General features: G+C 64.0%; 15 protein-coding genes. 8 read left to right on the top strand and 7 right to left on the bottom strand.

What is annotated here, in order from left to right; translation table 11 throughout:
* Positions 1-33: 33 nt before the first annotated feature.
* Both IEY49_RS11260 and IEY49_RS11255 read right to left on the bottom strand, forming a co-directional pair.
* A complete protein-coding gene (locus tag IEY49_RS11260) occupies positions 34-555 on the bottom strand; it encodes a GNAT family N-acetyltransferase (RefSeq protein WP_189008383.1) in 522 nt (173 codons plus the stop codon).
* Entirely contained in the window at positions 548-1,468 is a 921-nt protein-coding gene (locus IEY49_RS11255; protein WP_189008380.1) for a carbon-nitrogen hydrolase family protein, read from the bottom strand. Before IEY49_RS11255 ends, IEY49_RS11260 begins: the two co-directional genes overlap by 8 nt.
* Positions 1,469-1,502: 34 nt before the next feature.
* Between IEY49_RS11255 and IEY49_RS11250 the strand changes: the two genes are divergently transcribed.
* The 3 genes from IEY49_RS11250 to IEY49_RS11240 all read left to right on the top strand — a co-directional run bounded on the left by IEY49_RS11250 (position 1,503) and on the right by IEY49_RS11240 (position 3,870).
* Entirely contained in the window at positions 1,503-2,138 is a 636-nt protein-coding gene (locus IEY49_RS11250; protein ID WP_189008377.1) for a 5-formyltetrahydrofolate cyclo-ligase, read from the top strand.
* Positions 2,135-2,716 (top strand): DinB family protein, encoded by a 582-nt coding sequence (locus IEY49_RS11245; protein WP_189008373.1) that lies wholly within the window; start codon positions 2,135-2,137, stop codon positions 2,714-2,716. The genes IEY49_RS11250 and IEY49_RS11245 overlap by 4 nt, the downstream gene beginning before the upstream one ends.
* A 71-nt stretch (positions 2,717-2,787) precedes the next feature.
* A complete protein-coding gene (locus tag IEY49_RS11240) occupies positions 2,788-3,870 on the top strand; it encodes a PilT/PilU family type 4a pilus ATPase (RefSeq protein WP_189008370.1) in 1,083 nt (360 codons plus the stop codon).
* A 144-nt stretch (positions 3,871-4,014) separates the two neighbouring features.
* Here IEY49_RS11240 and IEY49_RS11235 read toward each other — a convergent pair whose 3' ends face one another.
* Positions 4,015-6,489 carry a putative bifunctional diguanylate cyclase/phosphodiesterase gene (locus tag IEY49_RS11235; protein WP_229780750.1) on the bottom strand — a complete coding sequence of 825 codons (2,475 nt, stop codon included), beginning with the start codon at positions 6,487-6,489 and terminating at the stop codon, positions 4,015-4,017.
* A gap of 393 nt (positions 6,490-6,882) precedes the next feature.
* On the opposite strand from IEY49_RS11235, the gene IEY49_RS11230 reads away from it, so the two are divergent.
* Positions 6,883-7,341, top strand: a complete 459-nt coding sequence (locus IEY49_RS11230) for a four-helix bundle copper-binding protein (RefSeq protein ID WP_189008367.1) — start codon at positions 6,883-6,885, stop codon at positions 7,339-7,341.
* A 582-nt stretch (positions 7,342-7,923) separates the two neighbouring features.
* Here the strand turns inward: IEY49_RS11230 and IEY49_RS11225 are convergent.
* Together IEY49_RS11225 and IEY49_RS11220 are read right to left on the bottom strand one after the other, a co-directional pair.
* Positions 7,924-8,217 (bottom strand): hypothetical protein, encoded by a 294-nt coding sequence (locus IEY49_RS11225; RefSeq protein WP_189008364.1) that lies wholly within the window; start codon positions 8,215-8,217, stop codon positions 7,924-7,926.
* A 621-nt stretch (positions 8,218-8,838) separates the two neighbouring features.
* Complete coding sequence (locus IEY49_RS11220) at positions 8,839-10,599, bottom strand: pectate lyase-like domain-containing protein (RefSeq protein ID WP_229780749.1); 1,761 nt, start codon at positions 10,597-10,599, stop codon at positions 8,839-8,841.
* Positions 10,600-10,746: 147 nt separating this feature from the next.
* On the opposite strand from IEY49_RS11220, the gene IEY49_RS11215 reads away from it, so the two are divergent.
* Positions 10,747-10,971 (top strand): hypothetical protein, encoded by a 225-nt coding sequence (locus tag IEY49_RS11215; RefSeq protein WP_189008482.1) that lies wholly within the window; start codon positions 10,747-10,749, stop codon positions 10,969-10,971.
* A 694-nt stretch (positions 10,972-11,665) separates the two neighbouring features.
* Complete coding sequence (locus IEY49_RS11210; RefSeq protein ID WP_189008359.1) at positions 11,666-12,121, top strand: DUF488 domain-containing protein; 456 nt, start codon at positions 11,666-11,668, stop codon at positions 12,119-12,121.
* Positions 12,122-12,169: 48 nt separating this feature from the next.
* Here IEY49_RS11210 and IEY49_RS11205 read toward each other — a convergent pair whose 3' ends face one another.
* Positions 12,170-12,388, bottom strand: coding sequence for a hypothetical protein (locus IEY49_RS11205; protein WP_229780748.1), 219 nt, complete (start codon positions 12,386-12,388; stop codon positions 12,170-12,172).
* Between the two features lie 181 nt (positions 12,389-12,569).
* On the opposite strand from IEY49_RS11205, the gene IEY49_RS11200 reads away from it, so the two are divergent.
* Entirely contained in the window at positions 12,570-13,313 is a 744-nt protein-coding gene (locus IEY49_RS11200; protein WP_229780747.1) for a DUF72 domain-containing protein, read from the top strand.
* Here the strand turns inward: IEY49_RS11200 and dnaE are convergent.
* Entirely contained in the window at positions 13,310-17,308 is a 3,999-nt protein-coding gene (gene dnaE / locus IEY49_RS11195) for a DNA polymerase III subunit alpha (protein ID WP_189008356.1), read from the bottom strand. The two genes, IEY49_RS11200 and dnaE, sit on opposite strands and share 4 nt — an antisense overlap.
* Positions 17,309-17,583: 275 nt before the next feature.
* Here dnaE and IEY49_RS11190 point away from each other — a divergent pair, with 275 nt between their 5' ends.
* Complete coding sequence (locus IEY49_RS11190) at positions 17,584-18,183, top strand: PAS domain S-box protein (RefSeq protein ID WP_189008353.1); 600 nt, start codon at positions 17,584-17,586, stop codon at positions 18,181-18,183.
* Positions 18,184-18,328 lie beyond the last annotated feature (145 nt).

Below are 18,328 nucleotides of genomic sequence, written 5' to 3'. Positions count from 1 at the left end.
CAGCACAGGCCGCAGGAGTGGTACCTTTGCCCGCTAAGGCTCCAGCGCCCGCCACATCCAGTGCTCGCTGAGGACCTGACCATCCCGGCGCACCGCGTCAGGCTGCGTGCCCCACACCGCAAAACCGTGACGTTCGTACAGTCGCCGGGCGGCGTGCTGGGTATCCATGACCGCCAGATGCAGGCTGGTCACGCCCGGCCAGGTGCGCGCGTGGGCCAGGGCTGCCTCCATCAGGGTGTGTCCACAGCCCCGACCACGGGCGCTGGTCAGCACCGATACCCCGTATATGTTGACCCGGTGGGCAAAGATGGCCGGCTTTTCGCGGGCCAGGGTCAGAATGCCCACCAGCCGGCCGTCCAGAAACGCCCCCAGGTTGGCCGCAGTGTCCGAGGGCATCAGACGGTCCGACACGTTTTCCAGCGAGCGGGCCGCAAATTCGTCTGCGGTGGTCAGGAAGGCCAGCGGATCGCTGCGCAGGGCCGACAGACGGACCTCGCGGTAGGCAACCCCGTTGGCAGGGCCCAGGAGCCTTACTTCGACCGTACTTTCAGGCATGGGCTTTTGGCCCCAGCGCCACCTGCACCGCCGGTGTGGGCCGATCCTGCGCGGCGTGGCGGTCGCGCCAGTTCAGGACGTGGCCGTCGCGCCGGACCTGCCGGGTCAGGGTCAGGTCCAGGTCGGTCACCAGCCATCCGGGCGTGTTCCACTCGCCCTGGGCCACCAGCCCGTCGTCCGGCAGGCCGTTGTCGGCCGGGGCATACACGCCACTCTGGCCCACCGCGTCCTCCACGGCATAGGTCCAGGGCGCGTCGGCGATCAGAGGCGCATGCACCGCATAGAACTGGTTTTCGAGTGCGCGCGCCATGCTGCCCACGCGGACCCGGGTGTAGCCGGCGCGGGCACCGGTAAACGAGGGCACGATCAGGACCTCCGCGCCACCTTCGGCCAGCGTGCGGGCCAGACCCGGGAACTCGCTGTCGTAGCAGATGGCGATTCCGAAATTCACGCGGTCCCCTCCGGGTAGGGGCAGTTCAAAGACCCGTGCGCCGTTGCCCGGTGAGATGGCCCATTCCTCATCCTCGAAGCGGGTCATCATCAGCTTGTCCTGGTGGCTGTACTCTCCGTCCGGTCCGAAGACATAGGCCCGGTTGACGAAGACGCTGCCCTGTGCCACCGGCACACTGCCCGCCACGATGGCCACCCCATACTGCCGGGCCAGCCGGGCGTGCAGGGCCAGAAACTCCGGCAGCAGGGGCTGCAGGGCCGGACGCATGCCATGAATGTCGTGATGCAGTTCGGCCGGCAACAGGCTGATCAGCTCCAGCGCCCCATATTCAGGAAACACCAGCAGCTGGGCGCCCTGCGCAGCCGCGTCGGCGACCCAGCTTCCCAGCTTGGCCTCAATTGCGGCCCAGCCGCTGAGAAAGTCGATGGGATAGGCGCCCGCCGCGACACGTAAGACCGTCATGTGCCTATCGTAGACGGCACCCTACACTGCCTGCATGACGCAGGACGCTTATGCCGTGACCCCCGGTGCCTGGCGCGAGCAGGTGTGGACCACCCTGATGCGTGAACGTCAGTGCAGCTATCCGCTGCCGCCGCACGGCCACCATCCGAACTTCAAGGGGGCGCGGGACGCAGCCGGTCACCTGCTGCGTCATCCGGACGTCGCCGCGCTGCGCGTGCTGGTGGTAGGACCGGAACGGGCGCTGTACCCGCTGCGCAAGCTGGCCCTGCAGTCGGGCGTCACGCTGTACGTGCCTCACCAGAAAAAGGCGGGCTGGTACTGGCGCGTGACCGATCCAGCAGGGGCGAAACTCAGCGCCCTGCCTGACTACGGCGAGCCGGTGCTGCGCCCCGATGGCGCCCAGGGCGTGGTGCTGGGCAGTGTGGCGGCCGATGAGCAGGGCGGGCGGCTGGGCAAGGGATACGGCTGGGCCGCCCGTGGCCTGCACCTGAGTGCCCTGGGTCTGGAGGTTCCCGAGTTCACCCTGGCGCATCCGCTGATGCTCTCGTCGCGGCTGCCGTGTCCCCCCGACTCGGTGGTGGCGCTGGTCGGCACGCCGCGCGGTGTGCAGAGTCCCAAGACATTCCCACTGGCTCCGGCGGGCAGCCCCTCCGTAGACTCGGGGGCATGAGCCGGAAAAAAGCCCTTGTTCCTACGGTCGTGACGGTCGCCACCGTCGGCGTGGCAGCCGGAGCAGCTTACCTGGCGCGGGTGCGCAAGGACGACGTGAAGGATTTCGTGGTGTCGCGGGTGCTTGAGGCTCCGGCCGGACGAAGCAGCTACACCGAGCTGGGCCAGAGCCTGGAGCGCTCCGGGACCTTCCTGGCGGGCCGGGCGGCGCGGGCGGCCGACACGCCCGCCAACCGCGAGCTGCTGGGCCACATCATCAGCATCGAACGCTGGGGACAGCAACGCCTGAAAGTCGCGCTTGGCCAGCAGCCTTTTCAGCGCGACGAATCGCGGCAGTACCGCCCACCCCAGGATGCCAGCCTGCGTGAGCTGCGCGAACTGCTTTCGCAGGTCCGTGCCGGCACGGTAGAGCTGGTCCGCCAGTTGCACGTCTCGCCCCCGGACGACAGTCTGACCGTGGAGCACAACGGCCTGGGTCCGCTGACTGCGAAGGCCTGGGTGCGCTACCTGACGCAGCACGGCGACCTGGAAAGCCGCCGGCTGCGCTCGAACCGTGAGCCTGAGGCGCTGGGCGCCTGAACCACATGCCCGCCTCCATGTCGTGTCCTGGAGGATTCCTGTAAGACGCCTCTCTTTACCCTGAGTTCAAGATGAGCGTCCTGAACAGCGTGTTGAGCGCAATAGTCAACGAGGGGGCCAGTGACATCCACCTGAGGTCCTTCAGTGCCCCTGCCGGGCGGGTCAATGGTGAGATGAAGCGCTACGGCGACACCAAACTGCTGCCCGAACATGTCGAGGGCTTCGCGCGGGAAATGATGACCCGCCCGGGCATGTGGGAGGAGTTCATGACCACCCGTGAGGCCGACTTCGCCTACGGGATTCCTGGGCTGGCGCGCTTCCGGGTCAACGCCTACTTCCAGCGCGGCTCCCTGGGCCTGATCATGCGCGTCATTGAGGAAAAACCCATTCCCAGTTTCGCCCAGCTGGGCCTGCCGGAAACGACCTTCGAGCACCTCGCGGCCCAGGAACGCGGCCTGGTGCTGGTGACCGGCCCGACAGGCTCGGGCAAGACCACCACCCTGGCCAGCCTGATCGACCACATCAACGCGAATCAGGCCGTCAACATCGTCACGCTGGAAGACCCCATCGAGATCCTGCACCGCGACAAGCAGGCCATGATCAGCCAGCGCGAGCTGGGGATCGACACCATGAGCTTTTCCAACGGCCTGCGCGCCGCGATGCGCCAGGACCCCGACGTGATCCTGATCGGCGAGATGCGCGACAAGGAAACCGTGGAAGCCGCGCTTTCGGCTGCCCAGACCGGCCACCTGGTGCTGAGCACGCTGCACACCCAGGACGCCATCCGCACCGTCAACCGCATCATCGACTTTTTCGCGCCGCACGAACGCGAACAGATCCGCCAGGGCCTGTCGGAGAGCATCGTGGGCATTGTCAGCCAGCGCCTGCTGCCCAAACTGGGCGGAGGCCGCGTGCTGGGCATGGAGGTGCTGCTAGGCACACCGACCGTGCGTGAGTGCGTCAAGGACGCCGACCGGACCGAGGAAATCAAGCAGGCCCTGCTGGAAGGCGGCCTGCGCGGCATGCACACCTTCGACCAGCACCTGGGCAATCTGGTGATGTCCGGCCTGATGAGCGAAGCGGACGCTATGGCCTCCGCGACCAGTCCACACGAGCTCAAGATCATGCTGATGCGCCAGCAGTTCGCGTCCTGAGCGAGGCAGAAAGCTGAACAGGCGGGCGCCGGATCCGGCGCCCGCCTCATTTGCGCCTTGCTGAATGAGGCTGTTCCGGGCGGACCAAGGCTTCCACCCGGGGCCGCTTCAGACCCTCACCAGCTTCTGGTCTCCTCCCTCACCTCAGTCGGACGCCATGTGAAGCTCGGGCGCAGCCACGGGAGCGGGCGACGCATGATTCATGTCGGGCAACAGGGCCTGAGCCTGCTGTGCCGGGAGCGGCCGGCTGAGGAAGAACCCCTGGGCGGTGGGGCAGCCCATCTCCCTGAGCAGCGCCTGGTGCTCGGCCGTCTCGACCCCTTCGGCCACCACGTTGAGTTTTCGCGCCTGCCCCAGCATGACCATCAAGCGCAGGAACACCTGGGCGCTTTCATCGGTGTCGTCCGGCCCCGGCAGAAAGGAGCGGTCTATTTTGAGCTGATCGATCGGGATGTGACGCAGCAGGCTCAGGGCGCTCTGCCCGGTGCCAAAGTCGTCCAGCGCGATCCCGACTCCCAGCGCGCGCAGGCGCTGCAGCTGCTCGGAAGCCGCTGACACGTCACGCAGCACCGTGCTCTCGGTGAGTTCCAGCATCAGGCATTCCGGTCTGATGCCGGCCTCCTGCAGGGCCCCCTGAACCAGCTGGGCAAAATCAGCAGTGTCAAACTGCACCGGGCTGACGTTGACGCTTATGGTCAACCCCCGTTCGTCGGCCCGCCAAGCCCGGGCCTGACGGCAGGCCTCACGCAGCACCCAGTCGCCCAGCGGACCGATCAGGCCACTGTCTTCGGCCACCGGAATGAACCGGCCCGGGGCAATCATGCCGTGAACCGGGTGCTGCCAGCGCACCAGTGCCTCATAGCCAGTCAGCGCACCGCTGGCCACATCGAACTGCCCCTGGTAATGCAGGACGAATTCCCCGTTGCGCAGCGCTTCTCGCAGATCCCGCTCCAGGTCCATGCGGGCGGCCGTTTCGTCCCCCATGCCGGCAGAAAACGTCCGGACCGCGTTCTTCCCGTCGTGCTTGGCGCGGTACATCGCCACGTCAGCATGCTTCTGCATGGTCGTGATGTCCGTGCCGTCCTGGGGCGCGACCGCCACCCCGATAGACGCCGTGACATGCAGCTCATGACCAGCCACCTGAAAGGGCCGGGCCAGACTGGCCAGCACCTTGCGCGCCACGCGTTCGGCGTCTGCGCCGTGACGCAGCCCCGGAAGCAGCAGCGTGAACTCATCACCACCCAGCCGGGCCACCAGATCTCCGGCGCGCACCACATTCCGGAGGCGCTGCCCGACCTGTTTGAGCAGTTCGTCCCCCACATTGTGCCCGAGCGTATCGTTGACCTGCTTGAAGCGGTCGAGGTCGATAAACAGGATGCCCAGGTCGCCGCCGGCGAGGTCGGCCAGGTAACGCTCCGCCTCGGCCTGAAAGTGCGCGCGGTTGTGCAGCCCCGTCAGGGCGTCATGGGTGGCGCGGTAGGCCAGGTGCTGCTGGGCCTGCTCCAGGGCAGTATTGGCCTGAGAGAGCTCGGTGTTGCGCTGGCGCTCACGCTCGGCCTCACGCTTGTGCATCTCCACCTGCATCTGTACGCCCAGGACCCGGGTTCTGCGCTCGCTGTCCTGGGCATGCAGCACCCGGTCAAGGTGCAGGTGCTCACGGCCGTACTGGTAAGCCTGACGCCACTCCTCGCGGGAGGCACTCAGCTCGCTCAGGTACCCCAGGATGTTGCGTTCCTGTGCCCGGATTTCCCGCGCCCGGGCGACCTCCAGGGCCAGCTCAAGCTGGGAGGCAGCCTCATCAAGCCGGCCCAGGGCGTGCAGGGCCCGGCCATAGGCCGAGCGCAGGTTGACCAGATGCTCCTGGTTGCCCACCTCCTCTGCCAGCGGCAGAACCTCGGAAGCCAGGTCAGCGGCCTGCCGGACCTGCCCGGTTTCGAACAGCGCATGGGCGACGTAGGCCTGCATCACGACCTCGTTCTGGCGGATGTTGCGCTCACGGACCTCCGGCAGGTGCCGGGCTGCCAGGGTCAGGGCCTGCTCATACTGCTTGAGGTAGTAGTGCGACACGACAATATTGACTGTCGCCACTGAGTAGGCCACCACATTTTCCTGGCAGACGGCGATGTGCTGGGCCTCCTGCGCGGCTTCCAGGGCAGCCTCATACTCACCGATGTTCATGCGCAGGACGCCGATATTGCCCAGGACACGGCCCCGGTTGACCTCGTCACCCATCGCCTCAGCAATCCGCAGGCACTCGAGGTAGCACTCCATCGCACCGGCGTAGTCACCCTGCACGCGGGCACTGATTCCCAGCCCGTTGAGTGCCCGCACGTGGACCACCTGATTTCCACATGCCTGCGCAAGTTCGATTGCCTGGACACTGCAGGCTGCGGCCTCCTGAAAGCGCGACTGGTAGTACAGCGCATTGCCCTGCAGCATCACCGAGAACGCCTCACTGGACTGGTCTCCGGCTGCCTGGGCCAGGGCCTGAAGCTCCAGCAGGATGGTCTTGGCCTGCTCGGTGTCGGAAAAGATCAGGCGCTCTGCGGACTGCAGCCGCTCCTCCAGCTGCTCCTGAGGCTCAGCAGAGGAAAGAGGGGAGCTGGCCTGGATATGCATTCCTCAAGATAGGCAATCAATACTGACACCCGTATAACCGGCGTCCTGGGCATGGCTCCTTAAGGCGCGAGCAGTCCGCCCGTCTTACAGGCAGTGCAGTGAGCCCATCAACGGCAGAAGCCCGGTCGCCGCTGGACAGGAACAAGGGGCCCTCTGGCGAGGACCACTTCGTGTCTCCCTCACCGGTATCACGGCGTCGGTGGAAAACAACGAGTGGTCCGTGCCTGAACTGCCTGCTGTAGCCCGTACCCGTCAAGGCCCTTTCACGCTCCCTTGAGGCTTGTCAGGTTTTATCCACCCAGCACCCGTGCCCTCTACCATGCAGGGCAGGTCCACCGCTTCCCAGAGACGTCCTTGTGCCTACCGCTCCCGCCGTGCCCCAGGAGACCGACCATGAAGACCCGGATTCAGGCCATGCTGTCTGCTCACCCGCAACCTCAGGCCCTTTTTGACCAGGAAGCTCTGGCCGAATGCATCGCTGCATGTATGGAGTGCGCCCAGGCGTGCGGAGCCTGTGCCGACGCCTGTCTGGGCGAACCGGAGCATCTGGCCCACCTGCTGCGCTGCATCCGGATGAATCTCGACTGCGCTGATATATGTGCAGCCACAGCCCGCATCCTGTCGCGCCTGACTGCCCCCGATCAGAATCTGCTGCGCACCCAGCTGCAGGCCTGCGTGGCTGCCTGCAAGGCATGCGGAGATGAATGTCAGCGGCACGCCAGCGAGATGCACATGCAGCACTGTGCCCTATGTGCCGAAAGCTGTCAGCAGTGTGAAGCAGCGTGTGCCGCGCTGCTGGGCAGGGTCACGGAGTCAGCAGACCACTCGCGCGCAGCCGTACAGCCGTATTGACACACTCGGGACACAGGTGCGGCAGTGCGGGCACCTTTGCTCATGGCCGTCGCAGGGGGCTTCAGGCTGCCCTGATCCAAGCGTCATCTCGACTGCAGCTCAGCATCAGTGTGTCGGGTGTCTCAGCCCTGTTCGGCCCGGCTGGCTCCTGCCTGTACCCCGGGTATGCCGGCTCTGCGCTTTGCCCGGGTTGCACAGCGCTCATGGGCTGTCCCCCGTGTCTAGGTTTATCAACTGAAGATGCATCTACCGGCAGGCAGCTTCCCGGTGCGCCACGAGGACCTGGCCCTGTCATGACGGACGCCGCCCATTGACGGAGTTTCGGCAGTACTGCCGTCACCTGCCCTTGCGACTCACAGGGGTTCCCATTTGCGCAGACGACAGGAGCGCACTTCCGTCCACTCTACCCGCCGCCTGTCGCAGTCACCCGCTCCACTCACACCACAGCGGTTGACAGGGGAAGCCCTCAACTGCTCTGGTTACCGTTATCAGGTTCTATGACAAGGTTGTGGCACACCTGCGAGACCCTCACCGGACAACAGAGTCACCCGTCGCGGTTCATGTTTCGAGCAGTGCTTGTGTTCAGAGATAGGGCTTGAGCACGTCCAGGATCATCGCCGGGCCCACCACGGTCTTGGGGTTGATGTAGAGGACCGTGACGATCACGTTGCTTTTGACCTCAACGTCGGTGGAGACAGACGGAGGCCGCCGCCGGTCACGCCCATACACGCGGTCGGCCAGCATAATGCCGACCACAGGGAAGGCAGAGCGCTGGGTCACGATCGCGAAGTCCAGCCGTTTGCGGACCTCCCGGTTCAGCTCGCCCCTGGATTCCCCGGACTCAATGGTGAGGGCCACAAAGTCTGACAGCACCATATTGCTCTGCACAGCGTATGGCAGGTCCTTCAGCGCCTCGCGCAAGTCAAGTTCGAAACGGTCACTGACTCGGGATGATTTTGCCCGCGGAGCAGCAGCATTCCGCGTCGACAAAGGCCATTTCGGAAATGACAGCGGCATGGTTTATGGTAAATGAATCGTCAGTTCACAATGTGTCGAAATGGCAGTTCGGTGAACTGGGGCTAACATATCTAGGGTTCCCGCCGGAAATCTGATCCGGTCACAAAACATCTGCATGAGGCAGCTCTGACGACGTGCCGTGTGTGGCTTCCGGCCGGGATGAACCAGCGGCTGGCCTCTCCCCGAAGCAGGTCCGGCGCAGCATAGAACATAGAAGACGCTCCCTTGACGAAACGGGTTCTGTCCTCTGGAGCCTGCACCGAACGACTACAGCGCTGTGATCAAAGTGGCCCTTCAGAAGACTGATGTCCTGGACCCATGCTGAGCCTCTCCGCGACCTTGCGGCTACAAGACCGGGGGAGGAGTCTCCCACTTTCAACATCTTCCTGGACAGCTGTGGACCTACCGGATTCCCACGGCATGACAAATGGGCCAGAAGTGCTCCGGCCCATAAGAGGGGGCAACCGTCCGCGTCCCCGCTTACCGGGCCGGGTACTCGCGCAGGTAGACCGGCACGCCGATGTGCCCAGGCTCGCTGGTGGCCGCGTCTCCCAGGCCGTTGACCACGTGGTTGATCGTCCCGGCGCTCAGATTCACGGTCATGATGTGGTGGAGTCTGACACCGGGGGCCACGGGCACCTCGAAGCCGTTCTCGGTGCGGATTGAGGGGTTGTTCTGGTTGAACACGTACACGCCGCCGCCGTAGAGCCGGTGGTTCTGCACGTGGTCTGCCACCTTGTACCCGGCCCAGCCCAGCACACCGTCATGGCCCCACTCCGCCTGGGTGGGAGGATCGTAGGGCAGCTCGTTCTGGTACAGCACCGTCACGCCGTTTTCACCGTTCCAGATGGTGTTGTATTCCTGGAAGTGCTCGACGAACAGGCCGGTGGCCGTCACGTTATTGCCGTTGATCACGACTCCGTTGCGGCCAATGTTGGTGTTCCAGCGCTCGGTGTCGCCTGAAAACCCCTCGATGCCGTGGTCAGCGCGCCACACCCAGGTGTGGTCGATCAGGACATGGTCACTGTTGACCTCCAGGCTGATGTCCGCTTTCCCGATGTGCGGTCCACCCACGCGGAAGTACACGTCGCTGAGGGTGGTCGGGTCCGAGGGATCGGTGTTCCCGGCACCGTTGTTGCCGTTCTTCTTCCCCACCTGCAGCAGCACCGGCGAGAGCTGCGTTCCGGCGTCGATGGTCACCCCGGCAATAATCACGCCGGGGACGTCGGCGACCTGCAGTGGCGTCGACCCGCCCACCGCCGTGAGCGTCGCATGGCCGATGCCCAGCACCACGGTCCGGGCCCGTTTGACCGAGATGCTCTGCGCAACGTCGTACACGCCGGGGGTCAGCAGCAGATGCCGGCCGCGGGCAAGCTGCGTATTGATGGTCTGCACGGAGTCCGAGGGCCGGGCGACAAAGAACTCACTCAGCGGGATGGTGCGGCCCGGTGTCAGGACGTTTTCCCAGGAGGCGCCACGGGTGCTGGTCTGGGCCGACGGCACACGGACCTGATACTGGTCCTGCGCGTCCAGGAACAGGTAGGGTTTTTCGCGGCTAACGGGCGTCGTATCCAGGGTGGTATAGGGCTTGGTGGGAAACTCGGCCTCGGATGGCGCACCGATCACCCCAGCAAAGACCTGGTTCCACACGCCGTTGGTCCAGGTGCCAATGCTGCTGTTGCGCGTCAGCCACTGCTGCTGCGAGCCGTTGATGATGGTCTGGGCCCTGCTGTCGGCCAGAAATCCCCCACTGGCGTACTGCGGCCCGGCGGTGCAGTAGTCCATCAGGGACAGGTTGCCGCCCCGGATGTCCACCCGGCGCACCGAGACCGCCTGCGACACCGCCCAGAAGTTGGCCGAGGCCCGGCAGCCATCCTGCCCCTTCGCGTTGACGTTGATGGTCAGATTGGACAGTGTGCGCCAGAAGTTGACGAGGGCCAGGCAGTTGCTGGTGCCCCCGTCTCCCAGACAGCGGTTGTAGACCTCGACCTTGCCGTTGATGACCACGTCGTCAGGCGACGCCCCCAACCCGGCAATTTCGGTGTAATAGCCGGCCTTGATCTGCAGCGGCTGGGTGTCGGTGCCGTATACGCCGGGCTTGAACAGGTAGGCGTAGCGCTCGGTGCCCATCTCGTTGTTGACCTGCCGGGCATGGGTGGCGTCCAGCACAGCCTGAATCTGACTGACCGGCATGCCCGGATCAAAAACCGTGACATGCGGCCCCAGATCCCGGCTATCCATGGACCGCGCTCCGGCAACACGCAGCTTTCCGCTGTCTGCAGCGTGGTCGCTTACTGGTGCCGGTTGACCACAGGCGCTCAGGATCGCCACCAGCCCGGTCCAGAGCAGGAATTGCCGAGGAATTTGGCGAAGTTGTGCGGTTCGTACATGACCATTTTGAAAGACATCACTTTGACCTTCGGTATGGTGCAACATCTGCCCCCCTTTGATGCTCCGACGAGTGACGAAGAACAGGATCCGTGCAAAGGTAAAGCAGGCGACCTCCTTGTTAAAACCGCTGCTTCGCTGCACAGCGGTTCTCTTTTACATGCCTTGCGGGCCACACAATCCCGCGAAGACACAGGAAAAGCGACGAACAATATGGCTTCATAGATAAACAGGCAGTCGACAAATAGTTCGGCCACTTTCGCAGCCTCGAAATGAGTGCTGTCGGCGACGGGGCAGCATTCATATTCAGAATGGCATCAGACAAGGATTCACGTTCCGGTAATGCCAGAGCGATGAAACATTAGTAGAAGATCATCTCCGCCTGTCTTTATCTATAAGTTTGTGTATTGCCAAAGTAACAGGCTGCTCCACAGCTGTCAATATGAAAACGTTTCCACAAGATGCCGTGATTGCCTAAGCTGCGCCCTGGACGCATTTCCTGGCGATGCGCCTGTATGTCGCATCTTTCCATACTGGTTACCAGAGCAGAATCCCAGCAAAGGTATTCAGAAGTCTTTTCCAGTTCCCTAAAATCAACCGGGGAACAAGGGCCAGGCTTCGGCACCGGTCCTGAGGATCATCACGGGCGCATCCACGCTGGCCGCAAAACAGGTTCCAGCGCAGGTGGGCCCTCAGATTGAAACTCAGCCCTTCTTGTCACCCTTCAACAGGAAGACGGGGCATGTATGTCAGCCTGAATTCACGGGCCCTTCGCATGCCTGGCGGCACGGGCACGTCGCGAGTCAGTGCCAGTAACCATGCCAGGGACCTGTGCCCCTCCCTTACGCAAGGCGTTGCCCCGTCTGAAAACGCTTCCCAGCACACCCTGTCGCGGTCGCCCCGCCCCTACCCTGAAGCCATGAGCCTGCCCACGCTGCTGACCATCGGTTACGAGGATGCCGACCTGTATGATTTTCTGCACACCTTACAGGCGGCGGGCGTCCAGGCCGTGGTGGACACCCGTGAACGCGCCCAAAGCCGCCGTAAGGGCTACAGCAAAACTGCGCTGGCCCTGGCCCTGGCGCAGCAGGGCATCGACTACCACCACCTGCGGGCGCTGGGCACCCCGCCCGATATCCGCAAGGCCTACAAACTCGATAGGGACTTTGCCGCCATGAAAGCCGGCTACACCCAGCATCTGGCCACCCAGGGCGAGGCCCTGACAGAACTGGCCGCGCTGGCCGTCAAAACCCGCGTTGCCCTGCTGTGTTATGAAGCCAATCCGCAGGAATGCCACCGGTCCCTGATTGCCCGCAGGCTGCAGGAAATGGGGCTGATTGGCGAGGTGCAGGATCTGCGCGTCACGTCCCGCTGACCAGAGCAGCCTGGGCCCTGGTGCAGAACAGCCGGAAGTTTCTACACCTCAGCGCAGCGCTTGCCTGGCCACGTTTCCCCGCTGCGCCCGCTCCTCCCTTTTCACGGGAAGAAACACCATCTGCGGTGCAGGGTGAGACAGGAACTGCTGGTGGGGGATGTTCCAGGCGTAGGCGCCCGCCAGGGAAAACAGCAGCAGGTCACCTGACCGCACCTGTCGGGCCAGCACGTCCTTGGGGGTACACAGTTGCCCGGCCACCGTGACCACGCCGCTTTCAGCAGCCGGGTGCTGCTGAGCGGAACAGCACCCCGGTAAGGGACGCCACTCCCTTTTTCAGGCGGAAAGACGGTAGGTACCCTAGCTCGTAGCGGCACCGGAGCCCCGGCGGAATAAACATTCATCCACCCTATTCCAGAGGTTTGCCCTTCTGGGCATGAAACGATCCGGTATGACAAACGTCCGTATGAACATAGGGTGCGCCGGCTGGGGAGTGGCTAGCGGGCAGCCAGCGCATTTCGACCAGGGCGGCAGTGTGCTGCAGCGGTATGCAACCCGGTTCCCGGCTGTGGAGATCAATTCCTCGTTCTACCGCCCGCACCGGCACAGCACCTACCAGAAATGGGCCGCCAGCACACCGGAAGAGTTCCGGTTCAGCGTCAAGGTCCCCAGGGCGGTGACCCATCAGGCGAGGCTGCGCGGCTGTCATGATCTGCTGAGCACATTCCTGGAGCAGGTGGCCGGGCTTGGAACAAAACTCGGGTGTCTGCTCGTGCAGCTGCCGCCCAGTCTGGCGTTCGAGGATGCTGTGGCGGACGCATTCTTTCAGGCACTGCGGAGCCGGACTCGGGTCCCGCTGGCCTGCGAGCCCCGCCACATGTCCTGGTTCGGCCCGGCCGCCAGCAGCCTGCTGAGCGCGTACCAGGTTGGCCGTGTGGCGGCCGATCCGGCCATCACGCCGCAGGCCACCGTCCCAGGAGGCTTTGACCAGACGGTGTACTACCGCTGGCATGGCTCACCCCGGGTGTACTCCTCCAGTTATTCCGACCAGCAGTTACAGGACCTGGCCCAGGCCCTCATGGCCGGAGCCGCCCATGCTGAGCCCTGGGTCATCTTCGACAACACGGCGGCGGGGGCAGCAGCCGGGAATGGATTGAAACTGCTCGACCTCCTGAGGGACGCAAAGCAGGTCTAGGCCCGCATGCCTCCCCCGTTCTGCTTGTTCATCCAGGCCGGGGGCTTGGGTGCAAAGCGGCCCAGGATGGTCTGCTGGTCGTAGGCGAGGTAAGCGTCGGCCCAGGGGAAGGTCTGGTTGAGCACGCGGATTGCCTCGGGGCTGCCCATGCCGTGGTCGAGCTGATACAGCACGAACTGCTCGGGCGTTTCCAGACGCAGGTAGGTCGGCATGCTGCCAGCGTGCTCGTCGAGGATGCTCTGGAACTCGCCCACCGCGTCGGGGCTGGCATTTTCCAGGTCGATGGTCACGTACATGACCTTGGGCACTTCCGCCAGCTGCTCGACACTCACCACTTCCTCGGCGATGGCGCGCAACCCACCGTCCTCGGATTCCAGCTCCACGATGACTAGGGCCGGCGTGTCGTTGACCAGTTTTTCCTGAATGCGCTCATAGGCCCGGGAGAAGGCCACCAGTTCGGTCTGCCCGGATTCGTCGGCCAGAATGAACCGGGCCATCATGCCGCCGGACTTGGTGGGCTTCTTGACCACGCCCTCGATCATGCCGGCCAGCACAGCCTTGAGGCGCTTGCCCGGTGCGACGTTCTGCTGCGTGAACCAGGTGTCGAGGTCGCTGATCCGGCAGCTGGCAGCTTCACGCAGGCCCTCGTGCTGCTCCAGGGGGTGGCCGGAGATGTACAGGCCTAATGCTTCCTTCTCGATGCTCAGGCGTTCCAGGTCGGTGAACGATGGGACTCCACTGCGCAGCGGACGCTCCTTTTTCACCTCTTCCATGCCGAACATCATGCTCATGCCGCTGGCCGCCTTCGCGTTGATGTCGGCCGTTCCTGCGGCGTCCTCCAGGGCGTCTTCCAGACTCTGCAGCAGCTGGTTGCGTTCGCCGAACTGATCGAAAGCCCCGCTCTTGATCAGGCTTTCCATCGCCTTGCGGTTGCACACCTTGTTGCCCAGGCGCGAGCAGAAATCTGCCAGGGACCGGTAGCGTCCTGCCCGCTGCCGCTCTTCCAGGATGCGCTGCACCGCCGCCTCGCCCAGGCCCTTGATGGCGTACAGCCCGAACAGGATCTCCTCCCCTTCTACAGCAAAGTCGGGCGCCGAGCGGTTGATGTCGGGCGGCAGCACGTGCACGTCCATCTTGCGGGCGTCAGACACGTACTCGGCGACCTTGTCCGAGTCACGGCGCTCCACAGTAAGCAGCGCGGCCATGAACTCGACCGGGTAGTTCGCCTTGAGCCACGCGGTCTGGTAGGTGATGACGCCGTAGGCGGCGCTGTGACTTTTATTGAAGCCGTAATTTGCAAACGCGTCCAGCAGGTCGAACAGCCGGTTGCCCTCATCCTTGGGCACACCGTTGTTCCCGGCGCCTTCCACGAAAATCTGCCGCTGGCGCTTCATTTCCTCGGCGTCTTTTTTACCCATCGCCCGGCGCAGCAGGTCGGCGCCGCCCAGCGAGAAGCCGGCGACCTCCGAGGCGATCTGCATGATCTGCTCCTGGTACACCGGAATTCCGTAGGTTTCCGCCAGGATCTTTTCGAGGTACCTCGCGCTGGTGGGGAAACCGTCGCGGACGTAATCCACCTCTTCCAGACCGTGGTGGCGGCGGACGTAGGTGGGAATGTTCTCCATTGGCCCCGGGCGGTACAGCGCCGAGAGGGCGATGATGTCCGCCAGACGGCGCGGCTTGAGGCGGCGTGAAGCGTCGGCGATCCCGGCCCCTTCGAGCTGGAAGACGCCTTTAGTGTCCCCGCGGCTCATCAGCTCGTAGGTCCTGGCGTCGTCGAAGGGGATGGTGTCGAAGTCAATCTCGATACCACGCGACTCGCGCATGATGCGTTTGGCCTCGTCCAGGAAGCTCAGGGTACGCAGCCCCAGGAAGTCCATTTTGATCAGGCCGATGTCCTCGACGGCCTTCATGTCGTACTGACAGACCATGCCCTCGCCGGACGTGTCGCGCATGACCGGCACGAGGTCGGTCAGCTGCGTCTTGCCGATGACAACACCCGCCGCGTGCACCGAGGCGTGACGCGTCAGGCCCTCAAGCTTCTGCGCGAACTCGTAGGCTTCGAGCAGCTGGGCGTCCTCGGCCAGCATCTGCGCGATGTCCGGCACCGCCTCGCGGGCCTGCTCCAGGCTGTAGCTCTTGCCGAACTTGATGGGAATCAGTTTGGAGACCTTGTCCACCTTGGCGTACTCCAGTCCCATCACTCGCGCCACGTCCTTCAGGCAGGCCTTGGACGCCATGGTTCCGAAGGTGGCGATCTGCGCGACCTTGTCCTCGCCGTACTTGTCCTGCACGTAGGCGATCACCTCAGAGCGCCTCGCGTCGTTGAAGTCGATGTCGAAATCCGGCATGGAGATACGGTCCGGGTTCAGGAAGCGTTCGAACAGCAGCGCGAATTCCAGCGGATCGAGGTTGGTGATGCGCATGGCGTAGGCGACCAGACTGCCTGCGCCCGAGCCGCGCCCAGGGCCCACGCTGATGTTCTGGTCCTTGGCCCAGTTGATGTAGTCCGCCACGATCAGGAAGTAGTCGGGGAACCCCATGTTGTTAATGACCGACAGCTCGTACTCGGCGCGGCGCAGGATCACCAGGGCGTGTTTGTGGTGGGCGCGGGTCGTTTCCTCGCCGTCCCCGTCCGGTTCAAGTTCAATGCTGGTGTCGCTGCTTTCCTGGCGGGCCCGGCGGCAGTCCTCATGGGCGTAGCCGGGCAGCTTTCCGGCCTCTGCCTCGGCTTCCATGATTTCCAGCGCGGGGTACTTGGTGTACTTCTCCCCGGCGTCCTGACCGCGCACCTCCCACACGCTGCCCATAAAGGCCAGCAGGGTCAACAGGGTTTCCAGGTCGCAGGTACGGGCGTCACAGCCGTCTACCCGTTTCAGAACGGCAGCCGCGTCGTCCGGTCCCAGCGCTTCCAGGGAACGTAGGGCGTAATCCCGCAGGAGGTTCTCGGTGGCGTGCCCGGGATAGCGCTTGACCGTTCCCCGGTAAGTCTGCACCCGCAGTTCTTCTTTCATGGTGCGGCCTTCGGGGATGGGCAGGGCCGGCATCTGATAGACACGATTCTTGCCCACCGGCAGGTCCACGTTGCACAGGTCCGCGATGGCGGCGGTGTTGTCGAAGGGTTCCTCGCCCCACTCGCTGACCGGCAGCGCCGCCTGCATCTCCTCCAGGTTCTTGACGTAGAACTCGTCGCAGGGAAACTTGAAGCGGTTCTCGTCGGCCAGCGTGGCCTTAGTCTGAATAGCCAGCAGCGTCTCGTGGGCGGTGGCGTCGCTTTTCTTGACGTAATGGCCGTCGTTGGTCGCGACCAGACCGATGCCCAGTTCCTGCGCCCAGGCCCTCAGGATGGGGTTGTTGCGCTTCTGCTCGGGCAAGCCGTGGTCCTGAATCTCGATGTAGTAGTTCTCGCCGAACAGCTCGCGGTACCACAGCAGGCGTTTCTTGGCGTCTTCCTCGCGGCCCTGCAATAACAGTTGCTGCACCTCGCTGCCCAGGCAGCCCGAAAAGGCAATCACGCCCTTGTGGTGTTCCTGCAGCAGTTCGTGGTCGATGCGGGGCTTGTAGTAGTAGCCCTCGGTGTAGCCGCGGCTGCTCAGGCGGCACAGGTTCTGGTAGCCCTCGAAATCGCGGGCCAGCAGGGTCAGGTGGAAAATGCCCTTCTCGCCGTCCTGGGCGCGGGTGCGGTCGCGCCGGGTGCCCTGTCCCGGCACCACGTACGCCTCGTACCCGATGATGGGTTTGACGCCCGCCGCCTGGGCATAGTTGTAGAAATGCACCGCCCCGTGCATGTTGCCGTGGTCGGTCATGGCCAGCGCCGGCGTGCAGCCGTCCGGCGTGACCTCCTTGGCCCACTTCAGCAGGTCCTTGAGCTTGGCCGCGCCGTCGAGCAGGGAATACTGGGTATGCTGGTGCAGGTGCGCGAACCGTTTGGGCTTGCAGCACGAGCCGTCCGGCAGGTGGATATGTGGAGAAGGGGCGAGGTCGGCGGCGGTCATATCTTTCAGCATAGGGGGACGGGACTCACGGCGCTGTGACGCCTGGGCTTGACGGACACGTCAAAGCGACACCCTGCCTTTTCCCGCATGGACAGCAGAAGTCCATCCACGTTTCACCAGTATGGAAAAGGCTGCAACCAGCCTCATATCTGTCAGCGTGCTCCCGCTCACTTACCGGAGACTTCAATCGAGCCGGGGTGTACCGTAGAGATCCACAGGAGGCGGACGTGCTGAGCGTAAGACCCATGTCATGGCCTGATTCTCATACTCCGGGAATGAGACCGGGCGTCCGCGAACTGCGCTTCGGATATGGGCTGTTTGCGTTGCTATTGATGACCACCCTGCTAGTAGTGGTGCTGATGGAGCGCCCAGCAGTCTACTGGGTGCTGCTTCCCCTGCTGGCAACCCAGGTGCTTGCCTTATGGCTGGCCAGACGCATTATCCGGATTGTGCGGCATCACCGGCAGGTGCGTGAATCTTACGAACAGGAATTGGATTTTGCCCGGCAGGTCATGGAGAGCATGGTGCACGGCGTGACCGTGACTGACAAGCATGGTCAGTTCGTCTATGCCAATCAGGCCGCCGCCGAAATCTATGGACGCCCACCCGAAGAGATCGTCGGCAACACGGCTTTCGCCCTGACCACTCCGGAAGACCATCACCTGCTGCGCGCTGCACAGCAGGCGCGCCAGCGGGGCCGCAGTGGGGCTTACCACGTGCGGGTGCAGCGGCCCGGCGGGGAACATGTGCGGGTCCAGGTGACCGGCACGCCACGGTTTCATCAGGGACGTATCGTCGGAAGTTTTGCCTCGGTCATCCTGGCACCTGAACTCGCCCCGGCTGGCCAGGACACCCCGGCTCCTCGGTCTGGCTGAAACCGGCGTTAGAGTTGGCCGGACAATTCACGCTGGCCTGGCGAAGAGGTCCCCTCCAGACCCCGTGAATAGAAGCTCGGTACAGGGGTATCCACGGCTCCCAACCGATGTTCGCGCGGAAACACTCCGGCGCGCTTGTCTGCTG

Origin of the sequence: Deinococcus malanensis, assembly GCF_014647655.1 — a bacterium.
In the GTDB taxonomy this organism is placed as follows: Bacteria; Deinococcota; Deinococci; order Deinococcales; family Deinococcaceae; genus Deinococcus; species Deinococcus malanensis.
This window is presented reverse-complemented; position numbering and strand designations above follow the sequence as displayed.